Below are 25,104 nucleotides of genomic sequence, written 5' to 3'. Positions count from 1 at the left end.
TTACAATTCACCTTCGGTGGACATCGAGCAAACACCCAGCCTCACTGTTCGGCCCGCCCCCGCTGGCGGGGAACCGCTAGGCTTCCCGGGCGAGCCGGTAACCCATGCCGCGCACCGTCTCAAAGCGTGCTCCGCCGAGCTTGTTGCGCAGGTAGCGCACGTAGACGTCCACCACGTTGGAGCCCGGGTCGAAGTCATAGCCCCACACCCGGGAGAGCAGCTGTTCCCGGCTGAGCACCTGCCCGGGATTGCGCAGGAACGCCTCGGCCAGCGAGAACTCACGGGCCGAGAGATCCACCTCCGCCCCGTCGACCTCCACCACCCGGCGCAGCAGGTCCATGCGCAGGCTGCCGTGCTCAAGCACCGCGGTGTCCGCGCCGTTGTCCTCGCTGCGCAGCCGCAGCCGCACCCGGGCCAGCAGCTCATCAAAGTGGAAGGGCTTGGCCATGTAGTCATCGGCCCCGTCCCGCAGCCCGGTGACGGTGTCATCCACCGAGTTGCGGGCGGTGAGAATGATGACCGGCGAATCGATATGCGCCGAGCGCATCCGGCGCAGCAGGCTGAACCCGTCCTCGTCGGGCAGTCCGATGTCCAGGATGATCAGTTCGTAGCAGCCGTTCTGGGCGTGCTCGAACCCGTCCGCGGCGGTGTCGCACACGGCGGGGGCGAAACCGGCGGCCTTCAAGCCCTTGGCGATGAACGAACTGATCCGTGCCTCATCTTCGATGATCAGGATCCGGCTCATGGGGTGGGGGCTCCTTCGGCTAGGGGGATGTCGATGTAGAACGTGGAACCGCTTCCGGGGGTTGAATCCACCCAGACCTTACCACCATGGGATTCGGCGATGGCCGCGACGATGTTCAGCCCCAGGCCCGAGCCCATGGCCCGTTCACTGTTCTTCCCGCGCCCGAAACGCTCGAAGATCCGCTGCAGGTCATCGGGGGCGATGCCCACCCCGCCATCGCGCACCCACAGGCGCAGGCACGGGGCTGATCCGTCATTGTGCACCAGGGCCGAACCCAAATCGATGCGGGAGCCGGGGCTGGAGAACTTCACCGCGTTGGCGCTTAACTGCAGCATCGCCTGGGTGATGCGCGAGGCGTCGAGCCGGACGCTGGCCTCGGCACGGTGCCCGATGCGCCAGTCCCGTTCGCCCAGCCCCCGGGCCTTGTCCAGGATGTCATCCAGCAGCGCCCCCACCTCGCAGGGCCGGCTGACCACGAAGTCGGCCTGGTTCGCCCCGGCCAGGGTCACCAGGTCGTTGATCAGCAGCGACATCCGCTTGAGCTCATCCAGCGAAATTTCCCGGGTCTGGGCCACATCCTCGGCGTCATGCACGTCCATCAGCTCCAGGTGCCCGCGGATGATGGTCACCGGGGTGCGCAGTTCGTGGCCCACATCATCCAGCAGCTGGCGTTGGGACTGCAGGGCCGCCTCCAGGCGGTCGAGCATCTCATTGATGGTCACCGTCAGCTCGGCGAACTCGTCGTGGCCGGTCACCTCGATGCGGGAGGAGACATCGGATTCGGAGATCTGCCGGGCGGTGTCCCGCAGCCGGCGGATGGGTTCGAGCATCCGCCCCACGATCAGCCAGGCCGCGATGGAGGCCAGCACCACGACCATGGCCCCGGCGGCGATGAACACCATGATCTGGGTGTTGATGTGCCGGACCTCGGAAGTGTAGTCATAGGCCAGCACAAAACGGGCCGGCTTGGGATCCGAGGCCAGCTGGATGGGCACCACCATGGCCCGGTAGGTGCTGTGCTGGGTGGAGACATTCTCGATGCGCACCCGGGCGTCGGTGGAACTGTTCTTGGCCCACTCCAGGAATTCCGGGTCATCCTCCAGGCGCAGTGTCACCGAATGCGGCGCGGTCCACTGCAGCTGATCGGCGCTCAGGCCCAGCATCCCCTGGTAGCGGGCCGGCACGGTGCGCTGCATCGCGGTGTACAGCAGGTCCTCGGCGTGTTGGAAGCCCTGTTTGGTTTGCGGATCCACCCCGGTCTCGGCCAGCACCCGATATTCCTCCACGGTGCGGATCAGCGAGTCATCCAGCCGGTCGTTGAGCTCGTGGCGCTCCAACACGTACATGGCCGTGCCGGCGGTGGCCAGGGCAATGGCCACCAGCAGGATCATCCCGGTGATCACCTGGGCCCGGATGGGCATGCGCCGCTGGCGCGGCCTAGTCGTCGTCATAGTCGTCATCATCGTCCCATTGATCATCATCCCAATCATCGTCGTCGTCATCGTCATCGGTGACGCGCGGCGTCGAGGGGGAGGTGGGCGGCAGGGGCTTGACCGGCCCGTGGGAGCGCGACGGGGCGGGTTTGGGGGTGGGGCTTGGCTTGGGTGTGGCCTTTCCGCTGGCCGGTGGGTCACCGACCTTCGGGGTGGGCTCTTCGGACCCGGGAGACGGGTCGCTGCCGGTGCCCGGCGGATCGGTGGGCGGCTGGTCCACGACCACCCCCGGCCCCAGGTCTCGTTGTGTCGGCCCGGAAAGCACGTGGGCGATTCCCACGGCGCCCAGGGTGAGCAGTACGATGACTGTCACCACGACCAGGATGCGAAAGATTGCCTGCCTACCCATGTGATCCATTCTCCCCAAGCCAGATGAGACGAGGATGAGAACCGCCGCGCACGCCGGCCCGCCGGCCTGCACCAGCGTTCCCCGGCGTCCGCGGGCGGTTTTCACCGTAGATGTTCGAAGATGATGCTGGTCTGGGTGGAGGAAAAGGCGGGGTTCGCCCCCAGGTGGCGGGCCACAAAGTCCCGCAGCTCGTCGATGGTGCTGGTGGCCACCCGCACCAGCAGGTCCGGCGTCCCGCCCAGCACGAACACATCACGCACCTGGGGCAGCGCACCCAGGGCCTGGGCCGAGGGCAGCATCCGGTCCCGGGCATGGGCGGCGACCACGATGGAGATCATGGCGTTGACGCTCACCCCCAGCAGCTTCTCGTTGATGCGGGCCTCATAGCCCTGGATGATCCCGCGGGCCTGCAGCGCCCGCACCCGTCCCAGACAGGTGGAGGGCGCCAGGCCCACCCGGGCGGCGAGCACGTTGTTGGCCACACGGGCATCCTGGCCCAATTCCGTCAGGATCGCCAGGTCCGTCGCATCGACGCGAACCGGATTCGACGCACCATCCTCGGGCACGGGGAATTTCGAATCAGCCACGGAACCTCCGGCCCTTCTTGCGCAGAACTTCGGCTGCGCCACCACAATCTTGATTCCAATTCTATGATGGGGTTTCACCTCCGATCACGCGCAGACACCGGCGCACCGTTTGTTGAAAGGTCACGATGAGCACTCAGACCAGTCGCGAAGCCCTGCAGGCCCTGGACCGCCAGGATCCCCTGGCCCGCTTCCGGGACCGTTTTGTGTTGCCCGAGGCGGTGATTTACCTGGACGGCAACTCGCTGGGGCCGCTGCCGGTCGGGGCGGCCGAACGGGCCGCCGAAGTGGTGAACGAACAGTGGGGCCAGGGGTTGATCCGCTCCTGGAACACCGCGGGCTGGTTTGAGCTTCCCACCCGGCTGGGCGACAAGCTCGGAACACTGCTGGGGGCCAACCCCGGGGAAACGGTGGTCACGGACACCACCAGCCTGAACCTGTTCAAGGCGCTGGCCTCGGCGCTGCGCATCCAGCAGGTCGACGGACCCGGGCGCCGGGTAATCATCACCGAGCGGGACAACTTCCCCACCGACATCTACATCGCCCAGGGCCTGGCGGATTTGCTGAACTCGGTCACCACCGAAACCGGCGTGGACTACGAGGTACGGCTGATCGACACCCAGGACGAACTGCTGGCCGCCCTGGGGCCGGACACCGCGCTGATCTCCCTGTCCCACGTGAACTACCGCACCGGGCGGATGTGGGACATGCCCGCCATCACCGCCGCCGCCCATGAGGCCGGGGTGCTGGCGATCTGGGATTTGGCCCACGCCGCTGGCGCGGTGCCGGTGGACCTGAACGGGGCCGACGCGGACTATGCGGTGGGCTGCACGTACAAGTACCTCAACGGCGGGCCGGGCGCCCCGGCGTTCATCTGGGTCAACGCCCGGCACCAGCGGCGTTTCTGGCAACCGCTCTCCGGCTGGTGGTCGCACGCCCAGCCCTTTGCCATGGATGAGGACTACGCCCCGGCCGATGACGCCCGCCGCTTCATGTGCGGCACCCAGCCGATCACTTCGCTGGCGATGCTCGAGGTGGGCCTGGACGTGTCGCTGGAGGCGGACCAGCACCAACTGCGGGCCAAGTCCCTGGAGCTGACCGACCTGTTCATCGAGCTGGTGCGCGAACGCTGCCCCGGACTGGGACTGGAACTGGTCACCCCGCAGCAGCACGCCGAGCGCGGCAGCCACGTCAGCTTCCGCCACCCCCACGGCTACGCCGTGATGGCCGCACTGATTGAGCGCGGGGTCATCGGGGACTACCGGGAACCGGAGGTGCTGCGTTTTGGGGTGACCCCGCTGTACCTTTCGCGCACCGATATCTGGGACGCGGTGGAAATTCTGCGTGAGGTTCTGCACACCGGGGCCTGGCAGCGGGAGGAGTTCACGCGTCGAAACGCGGTGACCTAGTCCAGCTTGGCGTCCCGGGACCAAGACCGGGGCAGGCAGCGGCGCCTGGGGTGGGCGCGGTAGCGTTGTTCACGGCGCCCCAGCGTGGGGCGCGGTGAACTGTGAATCCGAGGACGGTACGTGTCAGAAAGTACGGTGCCCCACGCCACCGGCGGCGGGCTGAAGCGCACCCTGGGCTCCGGGCAGATGTCCATGATCGCGCTGGGCGGCGCGATCGGCACCGGGTTGTTCATGGGCAGCAAGCTGGGCATCGAGATGGCCGGATCCAGCGTGATCCTCAGCTACGTGCTGGGCGGGCTGATCGCGCTGCTGGTGATGGGCGCGCTCGCCGAAATGACGGTGCAGCACCCGGTGTCCGGCTCCTTCGGCCTCTTCGCCCAAAAATACCTGGGCAACTATGCCGGGTTCATGACCCGCTACCTGTACTGGTCCGCGCTGGTGCTGGCGGTGGGCACCGAGGTCAGTGTGGTCGGGCAGTACATGCAGCTGTGGTTCCCGCAGGTGCAGCCGCTGTTGTGGGTGGTCCTGTTCTCGGTGGCCCTGCTGGGGGTGAACATGAGCAATGTGCGCGCCTTTGGCAGCACCGAGTACTGGTTCTCCGCCATCAAGGTCTTCGCCGTGCTGGCCTTCATCATCGTGGCCGGGTGGCTGGTGCTGGGCAGCGGCAACCCCGACTACGGGGTGGCGAACTACACCGCGCAGGCCCCGTTCTTCGCCGGCGGCCCGCTGGGGGTATGGGGTGCGGTCATCGTGGCGATCTTCTCCTACATGGGGGTGGAGGTCATTGCGATCGCCGCGGCCGAGGCCCGTCAGCCGCGGGTGGCGGTGCGCCGGGCCTTCAAGGTCACGTTCCTGCGCCTGCTGCTGTTCTACATCGCCACCCTGGGCCTGATCCTGTGCATTGCCCCGCGCGATGAGCTGCTTAACGGCGGATCCCCGTTCGTGACGGTGATGCAGGTGGTGGGGATCCCCTACGCCGATTCGGTGCTGAACTTCGTGCTGATCGTGGCCGCGCTGTCGGCCATGAACGCCCAGCTGTACGCCGCCTCCCGCACCCTGAAGTCATTGTCCGAGGTCGGCTACGCTCCGGCGCTCAGCGGCAGGGTCGCGGCCAACGGGGCCCCGGTGCATGCGGTGTGGATGTCCGCCGGGGGGATCGCGGTCGCCGCGGCGGTCTACGCCCTGGTGCCCGAGGGCGGGATGGGCATCATGATTTCCCTGGCGACCTTCGGTGCCATGGCGACCTGGCTGATGATCCTGCTCAGCCACGTGGCCTTCCGCCGCCGGCATCGCCAGCAGGGCACCACCCCGGACTTCCGGCTGCCCGGCTTTCCGGCCGGTTCGCTGCTGGGCGCCCTGCTGCTGGCCGGACTGCTGGTGACCTCCCTGTTCACCGAACAGTTCCGCCTCACCCTGGTCTTTGGCGTGCCGTTCGTGGTGGTGATCAGCATCATTTACCGATTCCTGGGGCGCCGGGCGGACAAACTACACTCGGGAACCGTGGCTTCCGGGCCATCCGGTACGAGCTAAGGGAGCGTCAGTGGCCAAACTGTATTTCCGCTACGGGGCAATGAACTCGGGCAAGTCGACCAGCCTGCTGCAGGCCGCGTTCAACTATGAGGAGCGCGGCCAGCGCATCGCGCTGGCCAAGCCGGGGGTCGACACCAAGGGGGACAGCTCGATTGTGTCCCGGCTGGGACTGGAACGGGAAGTTGATTTCGTGGTTGGTCCCGCGGACAACCTGCGCGAGCAGTTCGCGGCCCTCGCCTCCGGGGAGGACCCCGAGGCGCTGCTGACCCACGTGGATGCCCCGCCGGTGGCGTGCCTGCTCGTGGACGAGGCCCAGTTCCTCAGCCGTGACCAGGTTGATGACCTGCTGCGCATCGCGGTGCTCGATGACGTGCCGGTGCTCGCCTACGGCATCCGCACCGATTTCAGGACCCACGCGTTTCCCGGATCGGCCCGGCTGATGGAGCTGGCGCACTCCCTTGAGGAGCTCAAAACCATCTGCCGTTGCGGGCGCAAGGCCATGTTCAACACCCGCCGGGTCGGCGATGAGGTGGTTTTCGACGGGGACCAGGTCGCCATCGACGGCGAGGACGTCTGGTATGAGTCGCTGTGTGCCGGCTGCTATCTGCGGCTATCCGGCGGGGAGCTGAGCTAGTTTCCCTGCCGCCCTGCGGCGGGCGGGACGTTGTGGCTCAGCCCGTGGGCCTCGGCAACAGCCCGGCGACCGCCCGCTGCAGGGCCCAGTCAAACCCGTCCGCCTGCTCGTGGCTGACGTCCAACTGCACCAGGTTCTGCCGGTAGGCCACCGACCCCAGAATGTGGTTCAGCAGCAGCTGACGGCCGAACGCGGCCTCCTGGGCCGGCAACCCGGCCGACTGCAGCAGCCGATCCAGCTGGGCCAGCGGGGCCAGGCCGGTCACCTGCAGGGCGCTGGCCACCTCAAGCACCTCCGGGCTGTCCTGGATGGGCAGCAGGGTCAGATACAGCTTGCGGCACAACTGCAGCAGCGCATCGCGGGGGTGCGCAAAATCGGTGGGATCCACCGCGAGCTGCGGAGTGTTCAGCAGGGCAGCGGCGACCTGGCCGAGCAGTTCCTGCTTGTTCTTCACGTGCCAGTACAGCGCCCCCACCTGGACGTCCAGTTCCCGGGCCAGGCGGCGCATTGACAGGTCGGCCAACCCAAACCGCTGCAGGATATCCACTGCGGTGCTCACCACCGCCGACTGAGTTAGGGCCATACCCACTAGTCTAGGGGCAGTTGTCCCGCCCTGCGCATTAGGCCCCCTGCCGCTGGGGTAGGTGACCTGGGTAGTCTGGACACCAGGATTCAGGGCCGTGCGCCCATGACGGGGAGGGGTGAGCCGCAGTGGGAGCGAAGGTGGACTTCAAGCGGCAGATCGAGGCATATCGTGCGCCGCGCGGACGCGTCCAGCGGATTGCGGTGCCCGCCCTGCAGTACCTGATGATTGACGGGCACGGTGACCCGAACACCTCCCCGCGCTTTGCGCAGGGCATCGGGGCCCTATTTCCGCTGGCCTACAAACTCAAGTTCCACAGCAAGAACGAACTGCGGCGGGACTATGTTGTCATGCCCCTGGAGGGGCTGTGGTGGGCCGAGGACATGGGGGCCTTTACCGTCCGGCGGGACAAGTCCCAATGGCTGTGGACGCTGATGACCATGGTCCCGGACTGGATCGATGCGTCCCTGCTGGACCTGGCCCGCCAGCAAATTGGGGCCAGCGGCGCCAGTCCGCTGCTGGATCAGGTGCGTCTGGAACGCCTGGAGGAGGGAACGTGTCTGCAGACCCTGCATGTGGGTTCGTTCGATGACGAGGGCGGGGTGATGGGGCAGCTGCATGCCCACGCAGCGGATGCCGGCCTGCGGCTGACCGGGCGGCATCACGAAATCTATTTGAGCGATATCCGGCGCAGTGCGCCGGATAAACTGCGCACCATCCTGCGCCAACCGGTGACCGTCACATGAAGGAGCCCCGGGGCCAGCGCCCCAGAGGTGGTCAGGGGCAGGGGCAGGCGTCCGGTGAGCAGGTCGCGGCTCAGCACAGGTTTCTGCGGGAGGTCGTGGCCGCGTTGCCCGCGCTGAGTTCGATCCTGGCCAGTCAGTTTGCCGCCTGCCTTGTCGAAGCCGCCCCGCACTGCGGCCAGTGCCTGGTCCTGACCCGAAGGTGCGCTGCGGCCCCATTGCCGGCGGGAGTGGAAAACCCGTTACCTCTCGACGCGCAGATCGATGAGAACCCCGGCGCGGCGCAGGTGCTGCTGTGGCATGAGGCAGGGTTCGTGGAGCAGGTGGAGATCTGCTGGTTCGGCCAGGACCATCCGCTGCTGGGGGATTTGCGCCTGATTACGGACGCGTCGCCGCGGGCCGTCATAGTTCCTGGGCCACCACAGGTTCTAGACTAGTCTGTCTAGTGGAGGTGGATGATGTCCCCACGGATCAGTGCCAGGGAGAGGCTGCTGCAGGAAGCGGCGCAGCGTTTCTACGCGAACGGGATCGCCGCCACCGGCATCGACGGGATCATCCAGGGTGCCGGGGTGGCGAAAATGAGCCTGTACAACAACTTTGGGTCCAAGGCCGAGCTGGTCGCCGCCTACCTTGAGCGGCGCCACCAGCAGTGGCTGGAGCTCTACCATGAACGCTTGGGCCGCCAGCGCGGGGCGCAGGCCGGGGTGCTGGCGGTGGTGGACGCGTACCTGGACCACGCGCACATGGCCTACGCGCACGGTTTTCGCGGGTGCGGCCTGCTCAACGCGGCGGCCGAATTGCCCGCCGGCCACCCTGGTCGTGCCACCGTGGCCCGGCACAAGGCCGAAGTTGAACACCTCCTGCGCGGGCACCTGGACACGCAGGACCCGGGGCGGGCCGCTGCGCTGGCCGAACAGATCTCCTACCTGCTGGAGGGTGCCATGGCCCGGGCCGGCCTGGAAGGCAGCGACCAGCGTCTGGTGGCGGCGCGCCGGATCATCGCCGGGTGGGTGGAGTCCCGGTGAGCCGCGCCGCGGCCCCCGGCGTCCTGGCCCTGGTGGTGACCTCAATCCTGTGGGGAACCACCGGGACCGCGGCGAGCTTCGCCCAGGGCGTCTCCCCACTGGCCATTGGGGCGGCGTCCCTGGGCATTGGCGGACTGCTGCAGGGGATGATTGCCCTGCCCCAGCTGCGCCGGCAACGCTCGGAGCTGCGTCGGCGCGGTGGGCTTCTCGCCGCCGGCGCGCTGGCGGTCTTCGTGTATCCGCTCGCTTTCTATTCCTCCATGCACCTGGGCGGGGTGGCCCTGGGAACGGTGATCTCCCTGGGCTCCGCGCCGGTGCTCTCCGGAGTGCTGGAACGGATTTTTGACGGACACCCCCTGCGGGCACGGTGGTGGCTGGCCGTGGCCGTGGGGGTAGCCGGCAGCGTCCTGCTGTGCCTGGCCCGCAGCGCCGGCGACCAGGCCGGGCAGCAGCAGGTCGTGGCCAGCGTGTTGCTGGGTCTGCTGGCCGGGGCCAGCTACGCGCTGTACTCCTGGGTGGTGGGCCGGCTGATGGGCAGCGGCATCGAGCGCCGCGCGGCGGTGGGGTCGGTGTTCAGTGCCGGCGGGCTGCTGCTGATGCCGGTGCTGCTGCTGACCGGCGCGCCGCTGTTGGCCTCGGCGGTGAACACCTGGGTGGGCCTGTATTTGAGCCTGGTCCCGATGTTCCTGGGGTATGTGCTCTTCGGGGTGGGACTTTCGCGGGTCAACGCCAGTACCGCCACCACCATCACCCTGCTGGAACCGGCGGTGGCCGCCGTGCTGGCCGTGCTGATTGTGGGCGAACACCTGGGCGTCGTTGGATGGCTGGGGGTGGTGCTGATTGGGCTGGCGCTGGGTGTGCTGGTGTACTCCCCGCGGCGGATAACCGCCCAAGGCCGGCCGCGCGGACCCGCGCGGTCCAGCGGGGGGCAGCAATGCCCAACCTCCAGGACGATGCAATAACATCGCCTTCTTATGCACCACGCTGGCCGATGAACCGGGCGCCGCGGGAGCGCGAGGTGTCGATTTTTGGAGGAAGAATGCGCAGCAGTACCGTGGGTGGAGCCCTGGAGGTGCTGCTGTTCGCCGGCGCGGGCCTGGTGGTCCTGCTGAGCCATTCGGTGCTGTTCCAACTGCCCGGGCTGCTGCTGCTTGGCGGAATCGTTCTGGCGTACCGGATGACGGTGCGGGGGCATATTCTGGGCTGCGTCCCGCAGGTGGCCCGGGTCTACCGCAGGAACACGCTCATCCTTGGAAGCGTGGGGTTCCTGGGCCTCTTTGATCCGCTGGGCTGGCCAGCTGCGCTGCTGCTGTTTGTCCTGGCCGTGGTGATCGGCAAACGTGCCCGTGCCTACGGGCACCCGGTCACGGAGCGAGGGGATGTCCCGCGTTTGATGCAGCTTTTCTAGTTCCGGGTCCGGGTCCGCGCCTGCTGGCGGAGCCGGCGCAGGCAGAACACATGACGGCACACGGCAACGAGCTCGAGAATAACCTACCGGTTCGCTAAACTTTGGTTGTAAGAGCCCCCTGAACTCTTATGGTGGACCCATGGTCCTGTAAGTGCGTCAAGGGGTATATTTTTGCCCGGCACCGTGCCGGGGCGGCGCGAAGCACGCCGGTACCACTGCTTTACGCAAGGGGGAGGATCCCATGCCAGCAATCGTGATCGTCGGCGCCCAGTGGGGCGACGAAGGCAAGGGGAAGGCCACCGATCTGCTCGGTGGCAAGGTCGACTACGTGGTCAAGCCCAACGGCGGCAACAACGCCGGGCATACCGTGGTTGTTGGCGGTGAGAAGTATGAGCTCAAGCTCCTTCCCGCCGGCATCCTGTCCCCGAACGCCACCCCGATCATCGGCAACGGCTGCGTGGTGAACCTCGAGGCCCTGTTCGAGGAAATTGACGGGCTGGAAGCCCGCGGGGCGGACACCTCACGCCTGCGGGTCTCGGCCAACGCCCACCTGGTGGCCCCCTATCACCAGACCATGGACAAGGTCACCGAGCGTTTCCTGGGCAAGCGGGCCATCGGCACCACCGGCCGCGGCATCGGGCCCACCTACATGGACAAGATCGGCCGCCTGGGCATCCGCGTGCAGGACGTGTTCGATGAATCAATCCTGCGCCAGAAGGTTGAAGGCGCGCTGCGTCAGAAGAACGAACTGCTGGTCAAGGTCTACAACCGCCGTGCGGTGACCGTCGAGGAAATCGTCGAGTACTTCCTGTCCTTCGCCGAGCGCCTGCGTCCACTGGTCATCGATTCCACCTATGAACTGAACAAGGCCCTGGATGAGGACAAGGTGGTGCTCATGGAAGGCGGCCAGGCCACGTTCCTGGATGTTGACCACGGCACCTACCCGTTCGTGACCTCCTCCAACCCGACCGCCGGCGGCGCGTCCGTGGGCTCGGGCATTGGCCCCACCCGGATCAACCGCTCCATCGGCATCATCAAGGCCTACACGACCCGTGTGGGTGCCGGGCCGTTCCCCACCGAACTGTTTGACGAGATGGGCGAATACCTGCAGAAGACCGGCGGCGAGTTCGGCGTGAATACCGGTCGTCCGCGCCGCTGCGGCTGGTACGACGCGGTCATGGCCCGCCACGCCTCGCGCGTGAACGGCTTCACCGACTACTTCGTGACCAAGCTGGATGTGCTGACCAGCATCGAGAAGATTCCGGTTTGCGTGGCCTATGACGTGGATGGGGTGCGCCACGACGAAATGCCGATGACGCAGACCGAATTCCACCACGCCAAGCCGATTTTCGAGTACTTCGACGGCTGGACCGAGGACATCAGCGGGGCCCGCAGCCTGGAGGACCTGCCGGAAAACGCGCGCAACTACGTGTTGGCGCTCGAGGCCATGAGCGGCACCCGGATCTCGGCCATCGGTGTTGGCCCGGACCGCGACCAGACGATCGTGCGCTACGACCTGCTCAACGACTAGTCTCCGTCGGCTGCAGGACACACCCGGTTGCCGCGCAGGATGGCCGGCACCCCAGGGGTGCCGGCCATTGCCTTGCCCGGGGCGGCCGCCGTCAACGCGGCGCCTGCGACGGTGTCCGCTAATCCTGCGGGGGCGCGGGGTACGGGTTCTGCCGCAGCAGCCGGGCCAGATGCGCGGTGTTACGCACCGCGATGGAGGTGGCGTTCGCGGTCACCTCCGGGGTCTGTTCCAGATCCTGGTAGTCCACGGTGTGCATGGCCTCGCCCACCCAATAGGTGGAGCCCTGCGCCGGAAGGCTGAAGCCCACCTCGGCCAGCCCCTGGGAAAGCTCCGCCACCACATGGTGGGCACCGTCCTCGTTGCCCACCACCGCAACCAGGGCGACGCGGTCAAAGAGAATTGGGCGCCCCTTCTCATCGGTTTCCGACAACTCGGCGTCCAGCCGTTCCAGGACGCGCTGCGCCGGGCTGGCCGGGTGGCCCACCCAGATGGGGGTGGCCATCACCAGGATGTCTGATTCCAGCATGGTCTTGCGGATCTGCGGCCAGGCGTCACCTGGGCCCATGTCGGTGAGCACCCCGGGTTTGACGTCGTGGTCGACCACCCGCAGCAGCTGGCTTTCGACGTGGTGCTTTTTCAATTCCTCGGCGACCTGCCGGGCCAGCAGGTCACTGCTGGAGGGCTTCGGGGAGGGGGTGAGCGTGCAGACCAGGATGAGGGCCTTGAGCGGTGTAGGTGTCATGCCCCCAGTCTGCGCGAGACGCTGCACCCTGGCCACGGTCGCCAGCAGATCGCCAGCTACCGCCAAGTTTTGGCTCTTGCCAGCCGGTTGGGCAGCGCCTCCGGTCGTGCCCGGGCCCTCGGTGCACACCCCAAGTCCCTGCCTGGCGCGACCTGACCTGGAAAAACCGGGTTCGTTCCGGCGTGCTCGCCGGGTCGCGCCACGGCAAATTCCCTGCCCGCCATCGTGGCCGGGGGTGGAGATAGATCACGGAGAATCGGCATGACAGCTCCGGCTGTGCGTCATAAGATGAATTGCTACGAACCACCACAGCGACCCCGAGGCGGAGAACAATGGCACAGATGAGCGAGGAGCTCATTGAGCAGTGGGCTGATGCCACTGCTGAGATCTACAACGAATCCCTGACCGGCATCAACCTGACCCGGCTGGAATCCGCGGTGGAGCGCTATATCGACCTGTTCGCCCAGACCGAGGACCTGACCTTCAACCCGGAGGTCACGCCCCTGGACTTCTTCGAACGCCACCCGTTCCATGCAGTGAGCACCATCCTGAACCTGCCCGAGGCCCAGGAAGTGCTGGACTCCGACCAGCTGGACGAATTGGACGCGATTGCCGACTTCACCGAAGCGTGGCACACCTTTGACGCGGAACAGGAACCGGAGCTGGGGATTTCCGAGGCGGACGACGAAGAGGGCTGGTAGCCGGGCCCCACCGGCTCCCGCCCCCGGCCCGTGGAGCTATTCACTTTCCGGGCCACCCATGGCACGATGCGCGTATGAGTCAGTTCACTGTGTTCGAAAGCATGGAAACCATCCACCTGCCGGTGCACCGCGTCTGGGCGCTGCTGACCGACTGGGGGTCGGCGAACCTGTGGATGCCGCAGGTGAGCTACATGGACGCCAGCCAGGACCCGCCGCGGGTGGGCACCCTGCTGGATTACCAGGTGGCGGGCCGTTCACGGCAGTTCGTCATCCACGACCTGGTGGAGCCCAACACCCTGGTCCTGCACTCCTCGGAGGATACCGACGCGCTGTCCTACCGTTTCGACCTCACCGCGCTGGGCGCCGACACCCGGGTGATCCTGCAGGTGATGATCATCGACCCGGACCTGACGGTCCAGGAATGCGAGCGCTTTGCCGAACAGGTGCGGGCCAGCGACGAAACGATGCTGGCGCGCCTGAAGCAGTACGCGCAGCAGGCCCCCTGACCGGCGATTACTGGGAATCGGCCGGGGCGCTGGGGGAGGGCCCGGCGCTGGCCGGGGTCTTCAGCTTTGTGTAGACGCTCCCGGGCTCGAACTCCGTGTGGGCGAACAGGTCCTGCACGGTCACCAGGGTGTACCCGGCCTCGCGCAGTTGCTGCACCAGCTCGGGCACCGCGTCCACCGAGGTCTCGTGGATATCGTGCATCAGGATTACCGACCCCGGGCTGACCTCCTGCATGGCGATCTTCACGGTTTTCTTCGGGTCGTGGTGCTTCCAGTCCAGCGTGTCCACGTCCCACAACAGCAAGGGGGTGGGAATCAGCCGGTTGTAGACCACCCCGTTGGCGCCGTACGGCGGACGGAACACCTCGGGCGTCACCCCGGCGGCCTGCTGGACGGCCTCATCGGTCCACTGCACCTCATGCTCGATTCCCTCGCGGGTCAGCTTGGTAATGTCCTTGTGGTCATAGCTGTGCGAACCGATCTGGTGGCCCTCCGCCACCATGCGCTGCAGCGCCTGCGGGTAGTGCCCCACATTCTTTCCCAGCACGAAGAACGTGGCCGGGGCCTGGGCTTCGCCCAGTTCATCAAGCAGCCGGTCGGTGTACTCTCCCGGACCGTCATCGAAGGTCAACGCGACGCAGGCCACCTGCTGGCAGTCCACCTGCTGCGGCGCCTGCTCCTGCGGGGCCGGCTCCTGATCGGATCCGGGGCTTGCGCACCCGGCCAGCAGCGGCAGCAGCAGGGCGGCGGCCACCATCCGGTACCGCCGACGGTTGAACAAACGCATCCTTCCACTGTGCTCCGGACCCGGGACAAAGTGAAATCGCCACGCGCAGCGCGTGGCGATTTCACAGGGTGATCTGTGCCGTACCGCTGGGGCCGGCGGCGCGGGCCCCTACTGGGCGTCGTGGTCGGTTTCCAGTACTGCGGCCAGTGTTTCCAGCGCCTGTTCGGCACCTTCGCCTTCGGCCCGCAGCACCACCCGGGTTCCGTGTTCGGCGCCCAGGCCCATCAGGGACAGGATGCTGGAGGCGTCCAGCGCCTCCTCGATGGGTTCGCCCTCCAGGGCGATGGTGATCTCGACGGGCTGCTCGGCGGCGGCCTCGGCGAAGATCGCGGCCGGGCGGGCGTGCAGGCCCACACGGCTGGCAATGGTGGCGATACGTTCTGCCATGATGACTCCTTCGGTGAAATGGTAATCGGTGGTGTTTTCGGTAGGGCTTGGGCGTGCTGCTTGGTCCTGGTTTCCGCTGGCCGGCGCGGTGCCGGGCGCTAGAGGCCGAAGCGCTGCAGGTCCGGCAGCTCGGCGCGCACCAGCTGTCGCGCCTCGGCGGCGGACGCGGCATGCAGCGCCAGCTGGGCCAGGCGGCGCGCGGTGTGCGAGTCCACGCCGCGCAGCACCTGGGCGACCGCCGGCAGGGCGCGCTGGTTCATGGACAGGGAGGCGACTCCCAGCCCGACCAGCACCACGGCCAGGGCCGGGTCGGCGGCCGCCTCACCGCACACGCCCACGGGTTTGCCTCCGCTGCTGCGTGCGCCCTGCGCCGTGGCCTGCACCAGGTGCAGCACCGCCGGCTGCCAGGGGTCGTTCAGGGCGGCCAGCGCGCCCAGCTGCCGGTCGGCGGCCATCGTGTACTGGGTCAGGTCGTTGGTGCCGATCGACACGAAGTCGCAGCGCTGCAGGATCGGGGCGGCGAGCAGCGCCGCGGAGGGCACTTCCACCATCACCCCGCTGGTGTCCAGGCCCGCCTGCGCCGCCAGGGCAGCGAAGTCGGCCGCTTCCTGGGCGGTGGAGACCATCGGGGCCATGACCCACACCTGGGCCGTGCTGGACCGGGATGCCTCGGCGATGGCCGCCAGCTGCCGGGCGAGTACCCCGGGAACGGAGGCGTCGGTGCGGTAGCCGCGCACCCCCAGGGCGGGGTTCGGTTCGGCGGTGTCGGTCAGGAACGGCAGCGGCTTGTCCGCCCCGGCGTCCAGGGTGCGCACCACCACCTTGCGTCCCTCAAAGGCCTGGAACACCGCCTGGTAGGCGGCGACCTGCTCGGCGTGCTCAGGTTCGCTGTCGCGCCCCAGGAAGCAGAATTCGGTGCGCAGCAGCCCGACCCCCTCGGCCCCGGCGGCGGCCGCGCTGCGGGCATCGGAGCCGCTGCCCACGTTGGCCAGCAGCGCCACCGCGGTGCCGTCGCCCAGGCGACCTGCGCCGTCGAAGGCCGGCAGCGGCTCGCGCCGGGCGTAGGCCTCGGACAGCTGCCGCTGGGCCTGCCCCGGGTCGGGGATCACCTGTCCGCTGACCCCGTCCACGAACACCTCCTGCCCCTCTGCGAGCCGCTGGCTGTCCCGGGCGGCCACGACGGCCGGCAGCCCCAGCGACCTGGCGATGATCGCGGTGTGGGACTGCGGTCCGCCTTCGGCCGTCACCAGGGCCAGCACCCGCGAGGGGTCCAGGGTGGCGGTGTCGGCCGGGGCCAGGTCCTCGGCCAGCAGCACGAAGGGCTGCCGTTCGTCCGGGATGCCCGGCGCCGGTTCCCCGCGCAGCTCGGCGACGATGCGGGCGCGCACATCCAACACGTCCGTGGCCCGCTCGGCCATGTACCCGCCCAGCGCGCTGAGCTGGGTGGCGACCGCGTCGGCGGCCTCCCAGATCGCCGATTCCGCGCAGGTTCCGGAGGCGACCAGGGCACTGGCCGACTTGAGCAGGGTCTTGTCCGCCGCCATCAGCGCGGTCGCCTTGAGCACCGCGCGGGCGTCGCCGGGGGCCAGCGCGGCGCGCTCCTTCAGCCGTTGGGCCACCCGCCCGGTGGCCTCGGCCAGCCGCGCGGTTTCCTCCTCGACGCTGCTGCCCTCGGGCAGCGGGGCGCCCTCGGGTGGGGCCGCCAGGGGTGCGGGCATCCGGCGCACCGGACCGATCACGCGGCCCGCGCTGACCCCTACACCGTGCACTATCTGGGATTGTTGCCGGCTCATGCCGCCACCTCCGTCTTGACCGGTGCGCCCTTGCGCACATACTTCTTCAGTCCCACCACCAGCAGGCCGGAGACGATCGTGCCGAGCACTGTGGAGACCAGGAACATGGGCCAGCTGCCCTGCATCGCGAAGAAGACGAAGATCCCGCCGTGCGGGGCCTGGCTGACCACGTCGAAGGCCATGACCATCGACCCGGTGATCCCGGCACCGACCATGGACGCGGGGATCACGCGCAGCGGGTCCGCGGCGGCGAAGGGAATCGCTCCCTCGGAGATGAAGGCCGCGCCCAGCAGCCAGGCCGCCTTGCCGTTCTCCCGCTCGGCCGGACTGAACAGCTTCGGGGCGATGAGCGTGGCCAGGGCCATGGCCAGCGGCGGCACCATGCCCGCGGCCATCACCGCGGCCATGATCATCCATGGGGCCGGGTTCTCCAGCGAGCCGGTGCCCAGCCCCGCCACGGCGAAGGCGTAGGCCACCTTGTTCACCGGCCCGCCCAGGTCAAAGGCCATCATCAGGCCCAGGATCAGCCCCAGCAGCGCGGCCCCGGTGCCGCTCATTGAGGAGAGGAACAGGTTCAACGCGTCGGTCAGCCGGGCGATGGGGCCACCCAGGAACAGGAACATCAGCCCGGAGGCGATGATGGAGCCAAGCAGCGGCACGATGACCACCGGCATCAGCCCGCGGGCCCACTTGGGCACGTTCCAGGAGCTGATCCAGCGGGAGGCCAGCCCGGCGATCACCCCGCCGACGATGCCACCGAGGAACCCGGCGCCCATGAACCCGGCGACGGCGCCGGCCGTGAAGCCCGGGGCGATGCCCGGCCGATCGGCGTAGGCGTAGGCAATGTACCCGGCCAGCGCGGGGACCAAAAAGCCCATGGACAGCGAACCGATCTTGAACGCCACCGCCCCCAGGTAGGCGCCCAGCCCTCCCGCCGGCAGGTTGAACAGCGTGTTCGTTCCCAGGATGTCATCGGCCACGTCGGTGATGTCGTAGCCGCCAAGCAGGAAGCCCAGGGCGATCAGCAGCCCGCCGCCGGCGACGAAGGGGATCATGTAGGACACCCCGGTCAGCAGGGCCCGCTTCAGCCCGGCACCGAATGATTCTCGCTGGCCGCCGCGCGGGTCCTGATGCCCGGATCCTTCCGGCGTGCCGGCCGGAACCCGCCGCGCCGCGGGGTCGGTGGCGGCCGCGATGGCCTGGCGCAGCAACGCTTCCGGCTCGTCGATGCCGCGCTTGACCGGCACCTGGATGACCGGTTTGCCCGCGAAGCGGGAGCGGTCGCGCACATCGACGTCCACGGCGAAGATCACCGCGTCGGCGCGGTCAATGACCTGCTGGTCCAGGGCCGTGGAGCCGGAGGATCCCTGGGTTTCCACCGCGAAGTCCACCCCCATCTCCTCGGCGGCCTGTGCGAGCGAATCGGCGGCCATATAGGTGTGGGCGATGCCCGTGGGGCAGGCGGTGACCGCCACGATGCGTGCGCCGGACTCCTGCTGGGCGCCAGCGGCTTCCGGTGCGGTGCTGGGGGTTTGTGGGGCCGGCGCGGCGGGCGCTGCCGGGGCCGGGGCCGGGGTCCCGGAAAGCACCCCGTCGATCAGCTCCACGACCTGTCCTGGCTCGCGGGCCTCACGCAGCGCCGTGGTGAAGGACTTTTTCACCAGGGCCCGGGCCAGGGTGGACAGCAGCTTCAGGTGGTCCTTGTCCGCCCCTTCCGGGGCGGCGATGAAGAACACCAGGTCCGCCGGTCCGTCCTTGGCCCCGAAGTCCACTGCCGGGGCCAGGCGGGCCATCGCCAGCGTTGGCGCGGTCACGGCGGCCGAGCGGCAATGCGGGATGGCGATGCCGCCGGGAACCCCGGTGGCCGTCTTCGCTTCCCGGGCCTTGGCGTCAGCGGCCAGGGCCACGGCGTCGCTGGCCCGGCCCTGCCTGGCCACCAGCGCGGCCAGCGCGTCAATGACCTGGTCGGTGTTGGAACCCAGGTAGGTGTCCAGGCTCACCAGGTGCTGGTTGATCAGTTCGGTCATGGCTGCATCCTTGACTTAGAACGGTCCGTCGACGCTGACCGCGTCGGCGGTGAGATGGGTGGGGGAGGGGATGGTGGAACCCCGCAGGGCGACGGCCGCCGAGCCATAGGCCACCGCGTGGGCCAGGCTTCCGGCCGGGTCCGAACCGGTGGATTCTGCGATCAAGTACCCGGCCAGGGCCGAGTCCCCGGCCCCGACCGTACTGCGCGGGATCACCGGCGCGTGCCGGGCCAGCCAGCAGCCCTCGGCGGTGGCCAGCACGGCGCCCTGCGCGCCGAGGGTGGCCAGTACGGTGCCCACCCCGCGCTGCACCAGGTAGCCGGCGGCGCGGGCCGCTTCCGTCGGGGACTGCTCGAACCCCAGGGCCGAATCCTGGGCGATCAGTTCGGTCAACTCCTCGGCGTTGGGCTTGATCAGATCCGGCAGGTGGTTGGCATCAAAGGCAAACAGGCTGGCCAGCGGGGCGCCGGAGGTGTCCACCGCGATGCGTGGGGCGCGGTCGGCGAGCCTGCTGCGCAGGGTCGCGCACAGCCGGGCGTAGAAATCCGGGGCGACTCCCGGCGGCAGGGACCCGGCCAGCACCACCCAGCGGGCCGAGGCACCCAGCTCGCACAGCACCTCGGTGACCTGTTCCAGGGCTGGTGCGTCCAGTGCGGGGCCCGGCTCGTTGATCTTGGTGGTGGTCCCGTCCGGATCGGTGATTGTGATGTTGGTGCGCAACGGCTGGTCGATGGGGATGGCCCGGTGCGGCAGCCCGTCGGCTTCCAGCGCCCGCACCAGCGGGTCGTGGGCCGCCCCGGGCAGTACGGCCAGCACCGGCTGGCCGGCCTGGGCAATGGCCCGGGCCACGTTCACGCCCTTGCCGGCGGCCTGCACCCGGCTGGCTGCGGCGCGCTGCACCTGTCCCGGGGCCAGCGCGGAGCTTAGCTCCACCGTCTGGTCCAGGGCCGGGTTCATGGTCAGGGTGAGGATCATGCCAGCACCACGTCCACGTCGGCCGCCTCCAGGGCGGCCGCCAGTGCGCCGGCCGGCGCGCGGTCGGTGACCAGGGTGTCGACCTGGTCCAGGGTGGCGAACTGGACCAGGGTCAGTTCGTCGTGTTTCGTCGCGTCGGCCAGCACTACCACGCGCTGGGCGCTGGCCACCATGGCGGCCTTGACGCTGGCCTCCAGCGGGTCGGGGGTACTGAGGCCGAAATCGGCGTGCAGGGCGTTGGTGCCCACGAAGGCCAAATCCGCCCGCAGCCGCGCATAGGCCGTTACGGTTCCGGCCCCGGTGGCCGCACTGGTCAGTCCCCGGACCCGTCCGCCAATGAATTCCAGCGCCAGCTGCGGGTTCGCGCTGATGCGGGCGGCGATCGGCAGGGCGTGGGTGATCACCAAGGTGTCCTCGCCACCCTGCTGGGCGATCAGGCCGGCCAGCTCGGCGGTGGTGGTGCCGGCATCCAGCATGATCGAACCGCCAGCGGAGGGCAGCAGCTGTTGTGCGGCCCGGGCGATGGCCTGCTTCGCCTCGGCGTGCAGGGTGCTGCGGTCGCTGTGGCTTTGCTCCCGGGTGCTGGCCGCGGCCAGCCCGACCGCCCCGCCGTGCACCCGGCGCAGCAGGCCGTCGGTTTCCAGCAGCGCCAAATCCCGCCGGACGGTTTCGCGGGTGATGGCAAAACGTTCGGAGAGTTCCGCGACGGAGACCTTCCCGTGTGTTTCCACCGCTTCGGTGATGAGCCGGTGTCTCTCTTCGGCGAACATTCCTGCCTCCCGTATGCGTGAGCTGTCCCACAGTGATCTGTGTTTGTATGACTTTATGCCTGTTTGTGTGGCATCGTCAAGACATTTGGGGGCTAAAAGTTGGCGTTATGTCTGCTTATCTGTGCTTTGGGGCTCTTATTCGCCCTGCGGGGCCACTGGCTGCGGGGCGCTCTCGTCCAGCGGGTGGGCGATTTCGTCCCGCCAGAAGCGGCCGCACCACCAGGCGATGACGGCAAAGACCGGGGAGGCCAGGCCCGCGAAGATGAAGATCTCCCGCGGCGCAACGAGCTGGCTCAGCGGTCCGGTGACGGCCATAGAGACCGGCATCAGGGCCAGGGAGACGAAGAAGTCCAGGCTGGAAATCCTGCCGAGCAGGTGCGCCGGCACCCGCCGCTGCAGCAGCGTGCCCCAGGTGACCTGCCCAATCCCGTCGGTCAGCCCCACGATGAACAGCAGGATCACCAGGCACCACAGGGCCGGGACGAAGCCCACGGCAACCAGCGGCAGGGAGCCAAAACCCCAGCAGGCCATCATGATGCTCAGGTAGCGCCGGGGCATGCGCAGCGTGGCGGTGGCCATTGACCCCAGGGCGCAGCCCACGCCGTAGGCGGCCAGTGCGGAGGCGAAGTCCGTCGCGTCCCCGCCCAGCCGGTCGCTGACCTCGAAGGGCAGCAGTACTTCGAAGGGCCCAATGAACGTGAAGACCGCAACCACCGCGAACAGCAGGGTCCAACGCAGCCACGGGGTGCCCACCGTGTAGCCCACGCCCTCCCGCAGCTGGTGGATGATGCCGCCCCCGGCCTGCTGCCCGCTGCCACCGGCGGGCCGGTCATAGGCCGGGGCATGGGAAATGCGGCGCAGAGTCAGCAGGGCCGCCACGTGGGTTACCGAAATCCCGGCAATAGCGTGGGCGGGGGAAACCGAGGCCACCAGCACCCCGGCCGCCAACGGACCCAACGCGGTCTGCACCACCGGGCGCACCGTGCCCTCGATGCCGTTGGCCGCCAGCAGCTCGGCGGCCGGCAGCATTCGCGGCAGCAGTGCCGAATAGGCCGGATAGAAGAACGCGGCCCCGGCCCCGGAGAGGAACCCGGCCAGCACCAGGTGCCACAGCTGCAGGCTGTGGGTCAGGGCCAGCGCCGCCGTGGCGCTCATCACCAGCAGTGAGGCGGTTTCCACCAGCAGCAGGATCTTGCGGCAGGAGTACCTGTCGGCCGCGATCCCGCCCAGCAGCACCAGGCCAATCAAGCCGAGCGAGGTGGCCGTGGCGACGCTGGAGAGCTGCACCGGACCGCCGCCGAGCTGGCGCACCTGGTAGACCATGGCCACCGCCCACATGCCGTGGGCCAGGGTGGAGAGCACCAGGGCGCACGCCAACACGGTGTAGTCGCGGCGCGCGAAGGGCCGCAGCAGGCGGATCGCGGCGAATGGCTTGGCGCCCATGGCGCACTCCTCGGGTCGGTGATTTGTCTATCGTCACCGATCCGATTGATATTTGTCAATCACTATTTGCCGGCCCGCCGCCCCGCCTGGCCGGCAGCCTGCGGCCGTGGCGGGGGCAGCGGGCAAGCGCTAGGCCAGCAGCTGGCGTTTGGAGGAGATCATCCCGGTGTTGAACCCGGCCAGGCGCAGCCCGCCGTGGAAGCGGGCGTGTTCGATCTTCACGCAGCGGTCCATGACCACATTCAGCCCTGCGGCCTCCGCGCGCTCAGCCACCTCCTCGTGCCAGGAACCCAGCTGCAGCCACAGGGTCTTGGCCCCCACGGCCAGGGCCTCGTCCAGCACCCCGGGCAGGTCATCATGCTTGCGGAAGACCTCAACCAGGTCCGGGGTCTCGGGTAGGTCCGCCAGCGACTTGTAGACCGGTTGGCCCAGGATCTCGTCCACCACCGGGTTAATGAAGTACACCCGGTAGTTTGAGGAGGACAGCAGGTAGGTGGCCACGAAGTAGCTGGCCCGCGAGGGCTTGTTCGAGGCCCCCACAATCGCGATCGAGGTGGTCTCGCGCAGGATCTGGAGGCGCTGCGCGGCGCTGGGGCCCTGCCAGGTGCGTAGTGCGGTGCTCATTAGTTCGCTCCCTTCCCGGCCGGCACGGCGCAGGCCGCTGCGTCATAGGACGGCATCTCGAATTGGTGCTCCGGCTCCGGCTGCTGGGCGGCGCTCAGTGCCTGGTCCAGGTCCCAGATGATGTCCTCGACATCCTCCAGGCCCACCGACAGGCGGATCAGGTCCTGCGGCACCCCGGCCGCCTGCAACTGCTCCTCGCTCAGCTGCTGGTGGGTGGTGGACCCCGGGTGCAGCACCAGGGTGCGCGCATCACCGATGTTCGCCAGGTGGCTGGCCAGCTGCAGGGCCTGGATGAACTTGGCCCCGGCCTGCCGGCCGCCCTTGATTCCGAAGCTGAAGACCGAACCCACACCCAGCGGCAGCAGCTTGCGCGCCTGCTCGTGCTGGGGATGGGAGGCCAGGCCCGCATAGTTCACGTAGCTGACCCGGTCATCGGCCTCCAGCCACTGGGCCACCTGCTGGGCGTTGGCCAGGTGCGCGTCCATCCGCTGGGCCAGAGTCTCCACGCCCTGCAGCAGCTGGAACGCGGACTGGGCCGGCAGGGAGGGACCGAAATCGCGCAGCTGCTCACTGCGCAGCTTGGTCAAAAACCCGTACTCCCCGAAGTTGCCCCACCAGGAGACGTTCCCATAGCTGGGTACCGGCTCGGTCATGGTGGGGAACTTCCCGTTGCCCCAGTTGAAGGTGCCCGATTCGATGACCACCCCGCCCAGGGTGGTGCCGTGACCGCCAATGAACTTGGTCGCCGAATGGATCACGATGTCCGCGCCGTGCTCGATCGGACGCAACAGGTAGGGCGGGGTCAGCGTCGAATCGACCACCAGCGGAATGTCGTGGCGGTGCGCCACCGCCGCCAGCCCGGCCAGGTCGGCAATGTCCCCGGAGGGGTTGGCAACCACCTCGGTGTACACCGCCTTGGTGTTCGACCCGATCGCGGCCTCGAAATCGGCCGGGTCGTTGGAGTCGATGAAGGTGGTCTGAATGCCAAAGCGGCGCAGTGAGACATCCAGCTGGGTGATGGTCCCGCCGTAGAGCTTCGCAGAGGCGACAATGTGGTCCCCGGCCTGGGCCAGCGCGGCAAAGGTGATGAACTCCGCCGCCATGCCCGAACCGGTGGCCACCGCGCCGATCCCGCCCTCCAGGGAGGCCATGCGCTCCTCGAAGGCGGCCACTGTCGGGTTGCCGATGCGGGAGTAGATGTTCCCGTACTTCTGCAGCGCAAATAGGTTCGCCGCATCATCGGTGTCCTTGAATACGAAGGACGTGCTTTGGTAGATCGGCACCGCGCGGGCGCCGTGTTCGGCATCGGGGGTTCCGCCGGCGTGCAGGGCACGGGTGCGGAATCCAAACTTGTGGTCGGCCATGGTGGCGTGACTCCTTATCGGCTCGTCTTCCGGCCCACCGCGGCATTGGCCGGGAGGGCCATCAAGGCAATATCCCGGAATCAATGTCTGTCTTCACTGCACTGGCCCTATGGCCGAAGACAGCTCCATCGTTTCTGGCGGTAGCACCGTATCCACCGGCTGTGGCAGGTTGCTGCGGCGTCATCGAACCAGATCTCTCGGCCGCTCGGGATGGTTACCCCCAGTGTCTCAACATGTGTGAATGTGACCCAAGTTGTGCGTCGAAAGATTGCGCGGCGCGTCACAGGCCCCATCCGGCCATCCGCACCCCGGGGGATTCAGCGCCACCGGCAGTACTGGCTAGACTCAAGAAGTATGAATGGTGCACTGGCTTTGGTTCGACACGGACAAACCGACTGGAACCTGGCAGGCAGGCTGCAGGGGCAGACGGACATCCCGCTCAACGCGACCGGGCGGGAACAGGCGCGCGCGGTCGGCGCCCGGCTGGCCGATGAGGGCTGGGATGTGGTCCTGGCCTCCCCGCTGGGCCGCGCCCAGGAAAGCGCGCAGATCATTGCCAAGACCCTTGGGGCCCGCACCGGCCCGCCGGTACCGGAACTGGTGGAGCGCGGATTCGGGCCACTGGAGGGGCAGTGCCGCTCGGAGCTGGATGAGGACCTGGTGCAGGAGCTGATGGAGCAGGCCGAACCGCGTTCGGCCGTGCTGCGCCGGGCAGTGCCGGCCCTGCTCCAGCTGGCCGCCACCCACCCCCAGCGGCGCATCCTGTGTGTCAGCCACGGGGCGACCATGCGCATCATCCGCGATACCCTGCTCGGACGCCGCCTGCCCCAGGGCGTGGAGAACGGGGAAGTGGTGCCCCTGGACCTGGGCGAACTGCGCGAACTGGAACTGGCCCTGCGCGACGGTGACCCGGTCGTGGTCTAGGAACAGGGCCGGCCCCCACCGCCCGGT

General features: G+C 68.3%; 27 protein-coding genes and 1 riboswitch. Of the genes, 12 read left to right on the top strand and 15 right to left on the bottom strand.

Annotated features, from left to right (window positions below):
- Positions 1–76: 76 nt before the first annotated feature.
- The 4 genes from FDN03_RS04650 to FDN03_RS04635 all read right to left on the bottom strand — a co-directional run bounded on the left by FDN03_RS04650 (position 77) and on the right by FDN03_RS04635 (position 3,174).
- A complete protein-coding gene (locus tag FDN03_RS04650) occupies positions 77–745 on the bottom strand; it encodes a response regulator transcription factor (RefSeq protein ID WP_138174571.1) in 669 nt (222 codons plus the stop codon).
- Positions 742–2,196: a HAMP domain-containing sensor histidine kinase gene (locus FDN03_RS04645; RefSeq protein ID WP_246049669.1), complete on the bottom strand. Its 1,455-nt coding sequence runs from the start codon at positions 2,194–2,196 to the stop codon at positions 742–744. Before FDN03_RS04645 ends, FDN03_RS04650 begins: the two co-directional genes overlap by 4 nt.
- A complete protein-coding gene (locus FDN03_RS04640; RefSeq protein ID WP_138174569.1) occupies positions 2,183–2,587 on the bottom strand; it encodes a hypothetical protein in 405 nt (134 codons plus the stop codon). The genes FDN03_RS04645 and FDN03_RS04640 overlap by 14 nt, the downstream gene beginning before the upstream one ends.
- 101 nt (positions 2,588–2,688) lie before the next feature.
- Positions 2,689–3,174, bottom strand: a complete 486-nt coding sequence (locus FDN03_RS04635; protein ID WP_249354283.1) for an Lrp/AsnC family transcriptional regulator — start codon at positions 3,172–3,174, stop codon at positions 2,689–2,691.
- Between the two features lie 125 nt (positions 3,175–3,299).
- On the opposite strand from FDN03_RS04635, the gene kynU reads away from it, so the two are divergent.
- From kynU to FDN03_RS04620, 3 genes are all read left to right on the top strand, one after another.
- The gene (kynU, locus tag FDN03_RS04630; RefSeq protein WP_138174567.1) at positions 3,300–4,580 is read left to right on the top strand and encodes a kynureninase; all 1,281 of its coding nucleotides are present in this window, start codon (positions 3,300–3,302) and stop codon (positions 4,578–4,580) included.
- Positions 4,581–4,700: 120 nt separating this feature from the next.
- On the top strand, positions 4,701–6,110 hold the full coding sequence (locus FDN03_RS04625; RefSeq protein WP_249354282.1) for an amino acid permease: 1,410 nt from the start codon (positions 4,701–4,703) through the stop codon (positions 6,108–6,110).
- A gap of 10 nt (positions 6,111–6,120) precedes the next feature.
- On the top strand, positions 6,121–6,744 hold the full coding sequence (locus tag FDN03_RS04620) for a thymidine kinase (protein ID WP_054820926.1): 624 nt from the start codon (positions 6,121–6,123) through the stop codon (positions 6,742–6,744).
- 37 nt (positions 6,745–6,781) lie between these two features.
- On the opposite strand, the gene FDN03_RS16920 is transcribed toward FDN03_RS04620, so the two are convergent.
- Positions 6,782–7,327, bottom strand: coding sequence for a TetR family transcriptional regulator (locus FDN03_RS16920; protein WP_212743864.1), 546 nt, complete (start codon positions 7,325–7,327; stop codon positions 6,782–6,784).
- Positions 7,328–7,455: 128 nt separating this feature from the next.
- Between FDN03_RS16920 and FDN03_RS04610 the strand changes: the two genes are divergently transcribed.
- The 6 genes from FDN03_RS04610 (at position 7,456) to FDN03_RS04585 (ending at position 12,034) form a co-directional block, all read left to right on the top strand.
- The gene (locus FDN03_RS04610) at positions 7,456–8,073 is read left to right on the top strand and encodes a GyrI-like domain-containing protein (protein ID WP_138174565.1); all 618 of its coding nucleotides are present in this window, start codon (positions 7,456–7,458) and stop codon (positions 8,071–8,073) included.
- A 95-nt stretch (positions 8,074–8,168) separates the two neighbouring features.
- The gene (locus tag FDN03_RS04605) at positions 8,169–8,507 is read left to right on the top strand and encodes a hypothetical protein (protein WP_138174563.1); all 339 of its coding nucleotides are present in this window, start codon (positions 8,169–8,171) and stop codon (positions 8,505–8,507) included.
- Positions 8,508–8,525: 18 nt separating this feature from the next.
- Positions 8,526–9,095, top strand: coding sequence for a TetR/AcrR family transcriptional regulator (locus FDN03_RS04600; RefSeq protein ID WP_138174561.1), 570 nt, complete (start codon positions 8,526–8,528; stop codon positions 9,093–9,095).
- Entirely contained in the window at positions 9,092–10,057 is a 966-nt protein-coding gene (locus tag FDN03_RS04595) for an EamA family transporter (RefSeq protein WP_138174559.1), read from the top strand. Before FDN03_RS04600 ends, FDN03_RS04595 begins: the two co-directional genes overlap by 4 nt.
- A gap of 77 nt (positions 10,058–10,134) precedes the next feature.
- Complete coding sequence (locus FDN03_RS04590) at positions 10,135–10,503, top strand: hypothetical protein (protein WP_138174557.1); 369 nt, start codon at positions 10,135–10,137, stop codon at positions 10,501–10,503.
- A gap of 241 nt (positions 10,504–10,744) precedes the next feature.
- The gene (locus FDN03_RS04585; RefSeq protein WP_138174555.1) at positions 10,745–12,034 is read left to right on the top strand and encodes an adenylosuccinate synthase; all 1,290 of its coding nucleotides are present in this window, start codon (positions 10,745–10,747) and stop codon (positions 12,032–12,034) included.
- Positions 12,035–12,152: 118 nt separating this feature from the next.
- Here FDN03_RS04585 and FDN03_RS04580 read toward each other — a convergent pair whose 3' ends face one another.
- Positions 12,153–12,776: an NAD(P)H-dependent oxidoreductase gene (locus FDN03_RS04580; RefSeq protein WP_138174553.1), complete on the bottom strand. Its 624-nt coding sequence runs from the start codon at positions 12,774–12,776 to the stop codon at positions 12,153–12,155.
- Positions 12,777–13,117: 341 nt separating this feature from the next.
- Here FDN03_RS04580 and FDN03_RS04575 point away from each other — a divergent pair, with 341 nt between their 5' ends.
- Both FDN03_RS04575 and FDN03_RS04570 read left to right on the top strand, forming a co-directional pair.
- Positions 13,118–13,477: a hypothetical protein gene (locus tag FDN03_RS04575; RefSeq protein ID WP_138174551.1), complete on the top strand. Its 360-nt coding sequence runs from the start codon at positions 13,118–13,120 to the stop codon at positions 13,475–13,477.
- 74 nt (positions 13,478–13,551) lie between these two features.
- The gene (locus tag FDN03_RS04570) at positions 13,552–13,983 is read left to right on the top strand and encodes an SRPBCC family protein (RefSeq protein WP_138174549.1); all 432 of its coding nucleotides are present in this window, start codon (positions 13,552–13,554) and stop codon (positions 13,981–13,983) included.
- A 7-nt stretch (positions 13,984–13,990) separates the two neighbouring features.
- Here FDN03_RS04570 and FDN03_RS04565 read toward each other — a convergent pair whose 3' ends face one another.
- The 9 genes from FDN03_RS04565 to FDN03_RS04525 all read right to left on the bottom strand — a co-directional run bounded on the left by FDN03_RS04565 (position 13,991) and on the right by FDN03_RS04525 (position 24,153).
- The gene (locus FDN03_RS04565) at positions 13,991–14,770 is read right to left on the bottom strand and encodes a polysaccharide deacetylase family protein (RefSeq protein WP_138174547.1); all 780 of its coding nucleotides are present in this window, start codon (positions 14,768–14,770) and stop codon (positions 13,991–13,993) included.
- A 108-nt stretch (positions 14,771–14,878) separates the two neighbouring features.
- Positions 14,879–15,157 carry an HPr family phosphocarrier protein gene (locus FDN03_RS04560; protein ID WP_138174545.1) on the bottom strand — a complete coding sequence of 93 codons (279 nt, stop codon included), beginning with the start codon at positions 15,155–15,157 and terminating at the stop codon, positions 14,879–14,881.
- Between the two features lie 98 nt (positions 15,158–15,255).
- The gene (gene ptsP, locus FDN03_RS04555; protein ID WP_138174543.1) at positions 15,256–16,950 is read right to left on the bottom strand and encodes a phosphoenolpyruvate--protein phosphotransferase; all 1,695 of its coding nucleotides are present in this window, start codon (positions 16,948–16,950) and stop codon (positions 15,256–15,258) included.
- The gene (locus FDN03_RS04550) at positions 16,947–18,977 is read right to left on the bottom strand and encodes a fructose-specific PTS transporter subunit EIIC (protein ID WP_138174541.1); all 2,031 of its coding nucleotides are present in this window, start codon (positions 18,975–18,977) and stop codon (positions 16,947–16,949) included. The genes ptsP and FDN03_RS04550 overlap by 4 nt, the downstream gene beginning before the upstream one ends.
- A gap of 15 nt (positions 18,978–18,992) precedes the next feature.
- The gene (locus FDN03_RS04545) at positions 18,993–19,952 is read right to left on the bottom strand and encodes a 1-phosphofructokinase family hexose kinase (protein ID WP_138174539.1); all 960 of its coding nucleotides are present in this window, start codon (positions 19,950–19,952) and stop codon (positions 18,993–18,995) included.
- A complete protein-coding gene (locus FDN03_RS04540) occupies positions 19,949–20,722 on the bottom strand; it encodes a DeoR/GlpR family DNA-binding transcription regulator (RefSeq protein ID WP_138174537.1) in 774 nt (257 codons plus the stop codon). The genes FDN03_RS04545 and FDN03_RS04540 overlap by 4 nt, the downstream gene beginning before the upstream one ends.
- Positions 20,723–20,857: 135 nt before the next feature.
- Positions 20,858–22,165 carry an MFS transporter gene (locus FDN03_RS04535; protein WP_138174535.1) on the bottom strand — a complete coding sequence of 436 codons (1,308 nt, stop codon included), beginning with the start codon at positions 22,163–22,165 and terminating at the stop codon, positions 20,858–20,860.
- A gap of 129 nt (positions 22,166–22,294) precedes the next feature.
- Positions 22,295–22,789 (bottom strand): CoA-binding protein, encoded by a 495-nt coding sequence (locus tag FDN03_RS04530; RefSeq protein WP_138174533.1) that lies wholly within the window; start codon positions 22,787–22,789, stop codon positions 22,295–22,297.
- Positions 22,789–24,153: an O-acetylhomoserine aminocarboxypropyltransferase/cysteine synthase family protein gene (locus FDN03_RS04525; RefSeq protein ID WP_138174531.1), complete on the bottom strand. Its 1,365-nt coding sequence runs from the start codon at positions 24,151–24,153 to the stop codon at positions 22,789–22,791. Before FDN03_RS04525 ends, FDN03_RS04530 begins: the two co-directional genes overlap by 1 nt.
- A 122-nt stretch (positions 24,154–24,275) precedes the next feature.
- A riboswitch (SAM riboswitch) is annotated at positions 24,276–24,370 on the bottom strand.
- 137 nt (positions 24,371–24,507) lie between these two features.
- Between FDN03_RS04525 and FDN03_RS04520 the strand changes: the two genes are divergently transcribed.
- Positions 24,508–25,077 (top strand): histidine phosphatase family protein, encoded by a 570-nt coding sequence (locus FDN03_RS04520; RefSeq protein ID WP_171021128.1) that lies wholly within the window; start codon positions 24,508–24,510, stop codon positions 25,075–25,077.
- Positions 25,078–25,104: the final 27 nt, after the last annotated feature.

It is taken from the genome of Glutamicibacter sp. V16R2B1 (genome assembly GCF_005774635.1).
Classification (GTDB): Bacteria; Actinomycetota; Actinomycetes; order Actinomycetales; family Micrococcaceae; genus Glutamicibacter; species Glutamicibacter creatinolyticus.
Note: the sequence above shows the minus strand (reverse complement) of the source record. Positions and strands in the feature narration are given on the sequence as shown.

What these genes read in the sequence shown, in the direction of transcription:
- FDN03_RS04650 (WP_138174571.1), bottom strand. Translation starts at nt 745, where the DNA reads ATGAGCCGGATCCTGATCATCGAAGATGAGGCACGGATCAGTTCGTTC.
- FDN03_RS04645 (WP_246049669.1), bottom strand. Translation starts at nt 2,196, where the DNA reads ATGACGACGACTAGGCCGCGCCAGCGGCGCATGCCCATCCGGGCCCAG.
- FDN03_RS04640 (WP_138174569.1), bottom strand. Translation starts at nt 2,587, where the DNA reads ATGGGTAGGCAGGCAATCTTTCGCATCCTGGTCGTGGTGACAGTCATC.
- kynU (WP_138174567.1), top strand. Translation starts at nt 3,300, where the DNA reads ATGAGCACTCAGACCAGTCGCGAAGCCCTGCAGGCCCTGGACCGCCAG.
- FDN03_RS16920 (WP_212743864.1), bottom strand. Translation starts at nt 7,327, where the DNA reads ATGGCCCTAACTCAGTCGGCGGTGGTGAGCACCGCAGTGGATATCCTG.
- FDN03_RS04600 (WP_138174561.1), top strand. Translation starts at nt 8,526, where the DNA reads ATGATGTCCCCACGGATCAGTGCCAGGGAGAGGCTGCTGCAGGAAGCG.
- FDN03_RS04590 (WP_138174557.1), top strand. Translation starts at nt 10,135, where the DNA reads ATGCGCAGCAGTACCGTGGGTGGAGCCCTGGAGGTGCTGCTGTTCGCC.
- FDN03_RS04585 (WP_138174555.1), top strand. Translation starts at nt 10,745, where the DNA reads ATGCCAGCAATCGTGATCGTCGGCGCCCAGTGGGGCGACGAAGGCAAG.
- FDN03_RS04580 (WP_138174553.1), bottom strand. Translation starts at nt 12,776, where the DNA reads ATGACACCTACACCGCTCAAGGCCCTCATCCTGGTCTGCACGCTCACC.
- FDN03_RS04575 (WP_138174551.1), top strand. Translation starts at nt 13,118, where the DNA reads ATGAGCGAGGAGCTCATTGAGCAGTGGGCTGATGCCACTGCTGAGATC.
- FDN03_RS04570 (WP_138174549.1), top strand. Translation starts at nt 13,552, where the DNA reads ATGAGTCAGTTCACTGTGTTCGAAAGCATGGAAACCATCCACCTGCCG.
- FDN03_RS04565 (WP_138174547.1), bottom strand. Translation starts at nt 14,770, where the DNA reads ATGCGTTTGTTCAACCGTCGGCGGTACCGGATGGTGGCCGCCGCCCTG.
- FDN03_RS04560 (WP_138174545.1), bottom strand. Translation starts at nt 15,157, where the DNA reads ATGGCAGAACGTATCGCCACCATTGCCAGCCGTGTGGGCCTGCACGCC.
- ptsP (WP_138174543.1), bottom strand. Translation starts at nt 16,950, where the DNA reads ATGAGCCGGCAACAATCCCAGATAGTGCACGGTGTAGGGGTCAGCGCG.
- FDN03_RS04550 (WP_138174541.1), bottom strand. Translation starts at nt 18,977, where the DNA reads ATGACCGAACTGATCAACCAGCACCTGGTGAGCCTGGACACCTACCTG.
- FDN03_RS04545 (WP_138174539.1), bottom strand. Translation starts at nt 19,952, where the DNA reads ATGATCCTCACCCTGACCATGAACCCGGCCCTGGACCAGACGGTGGAG.
- FDN03_RS04540 (WP_138174537.1), bottom strand. Translation starts at nt 20,722, where the DNA reads ATGTTCGCCGAAGAGAGACACCGGCTCATCACCGAAGCGGTGGAAACA.
- FDN03_RS04535 (WP_138174535.1), bottom strand. Translation starts at nt 22,165, where the DNA reads ATGGGCGCCAAGCCATTCGCCGCGATCCGCCTGCTGCGGCCCTTCGCG.
- FDN03_RS04530 (WP_138174533.1), bottom strand. Translation starts at nt 22,789, where the DNA reads ATGAGCACCGCACTACGCACCTGGCAGGGCCCCAGCGCCGCGCAGCGC.
- FDN03_RS04525 (WP_138174531.1), bottom strand. Translation starts at nt 24,153, where the DNA reads ATGGCCGACCACAAGTTTGGATTCCGCACCCGTGCCCTGCACGCCGGC.
- FDN03_RS04520 (WP_171021128.1), top strand. Translation starts at nt 24,508, where the DNA reads ATGAATGGTGCACTGGCTTTGGTTCGACACGGACAAACCGACTGGAAC.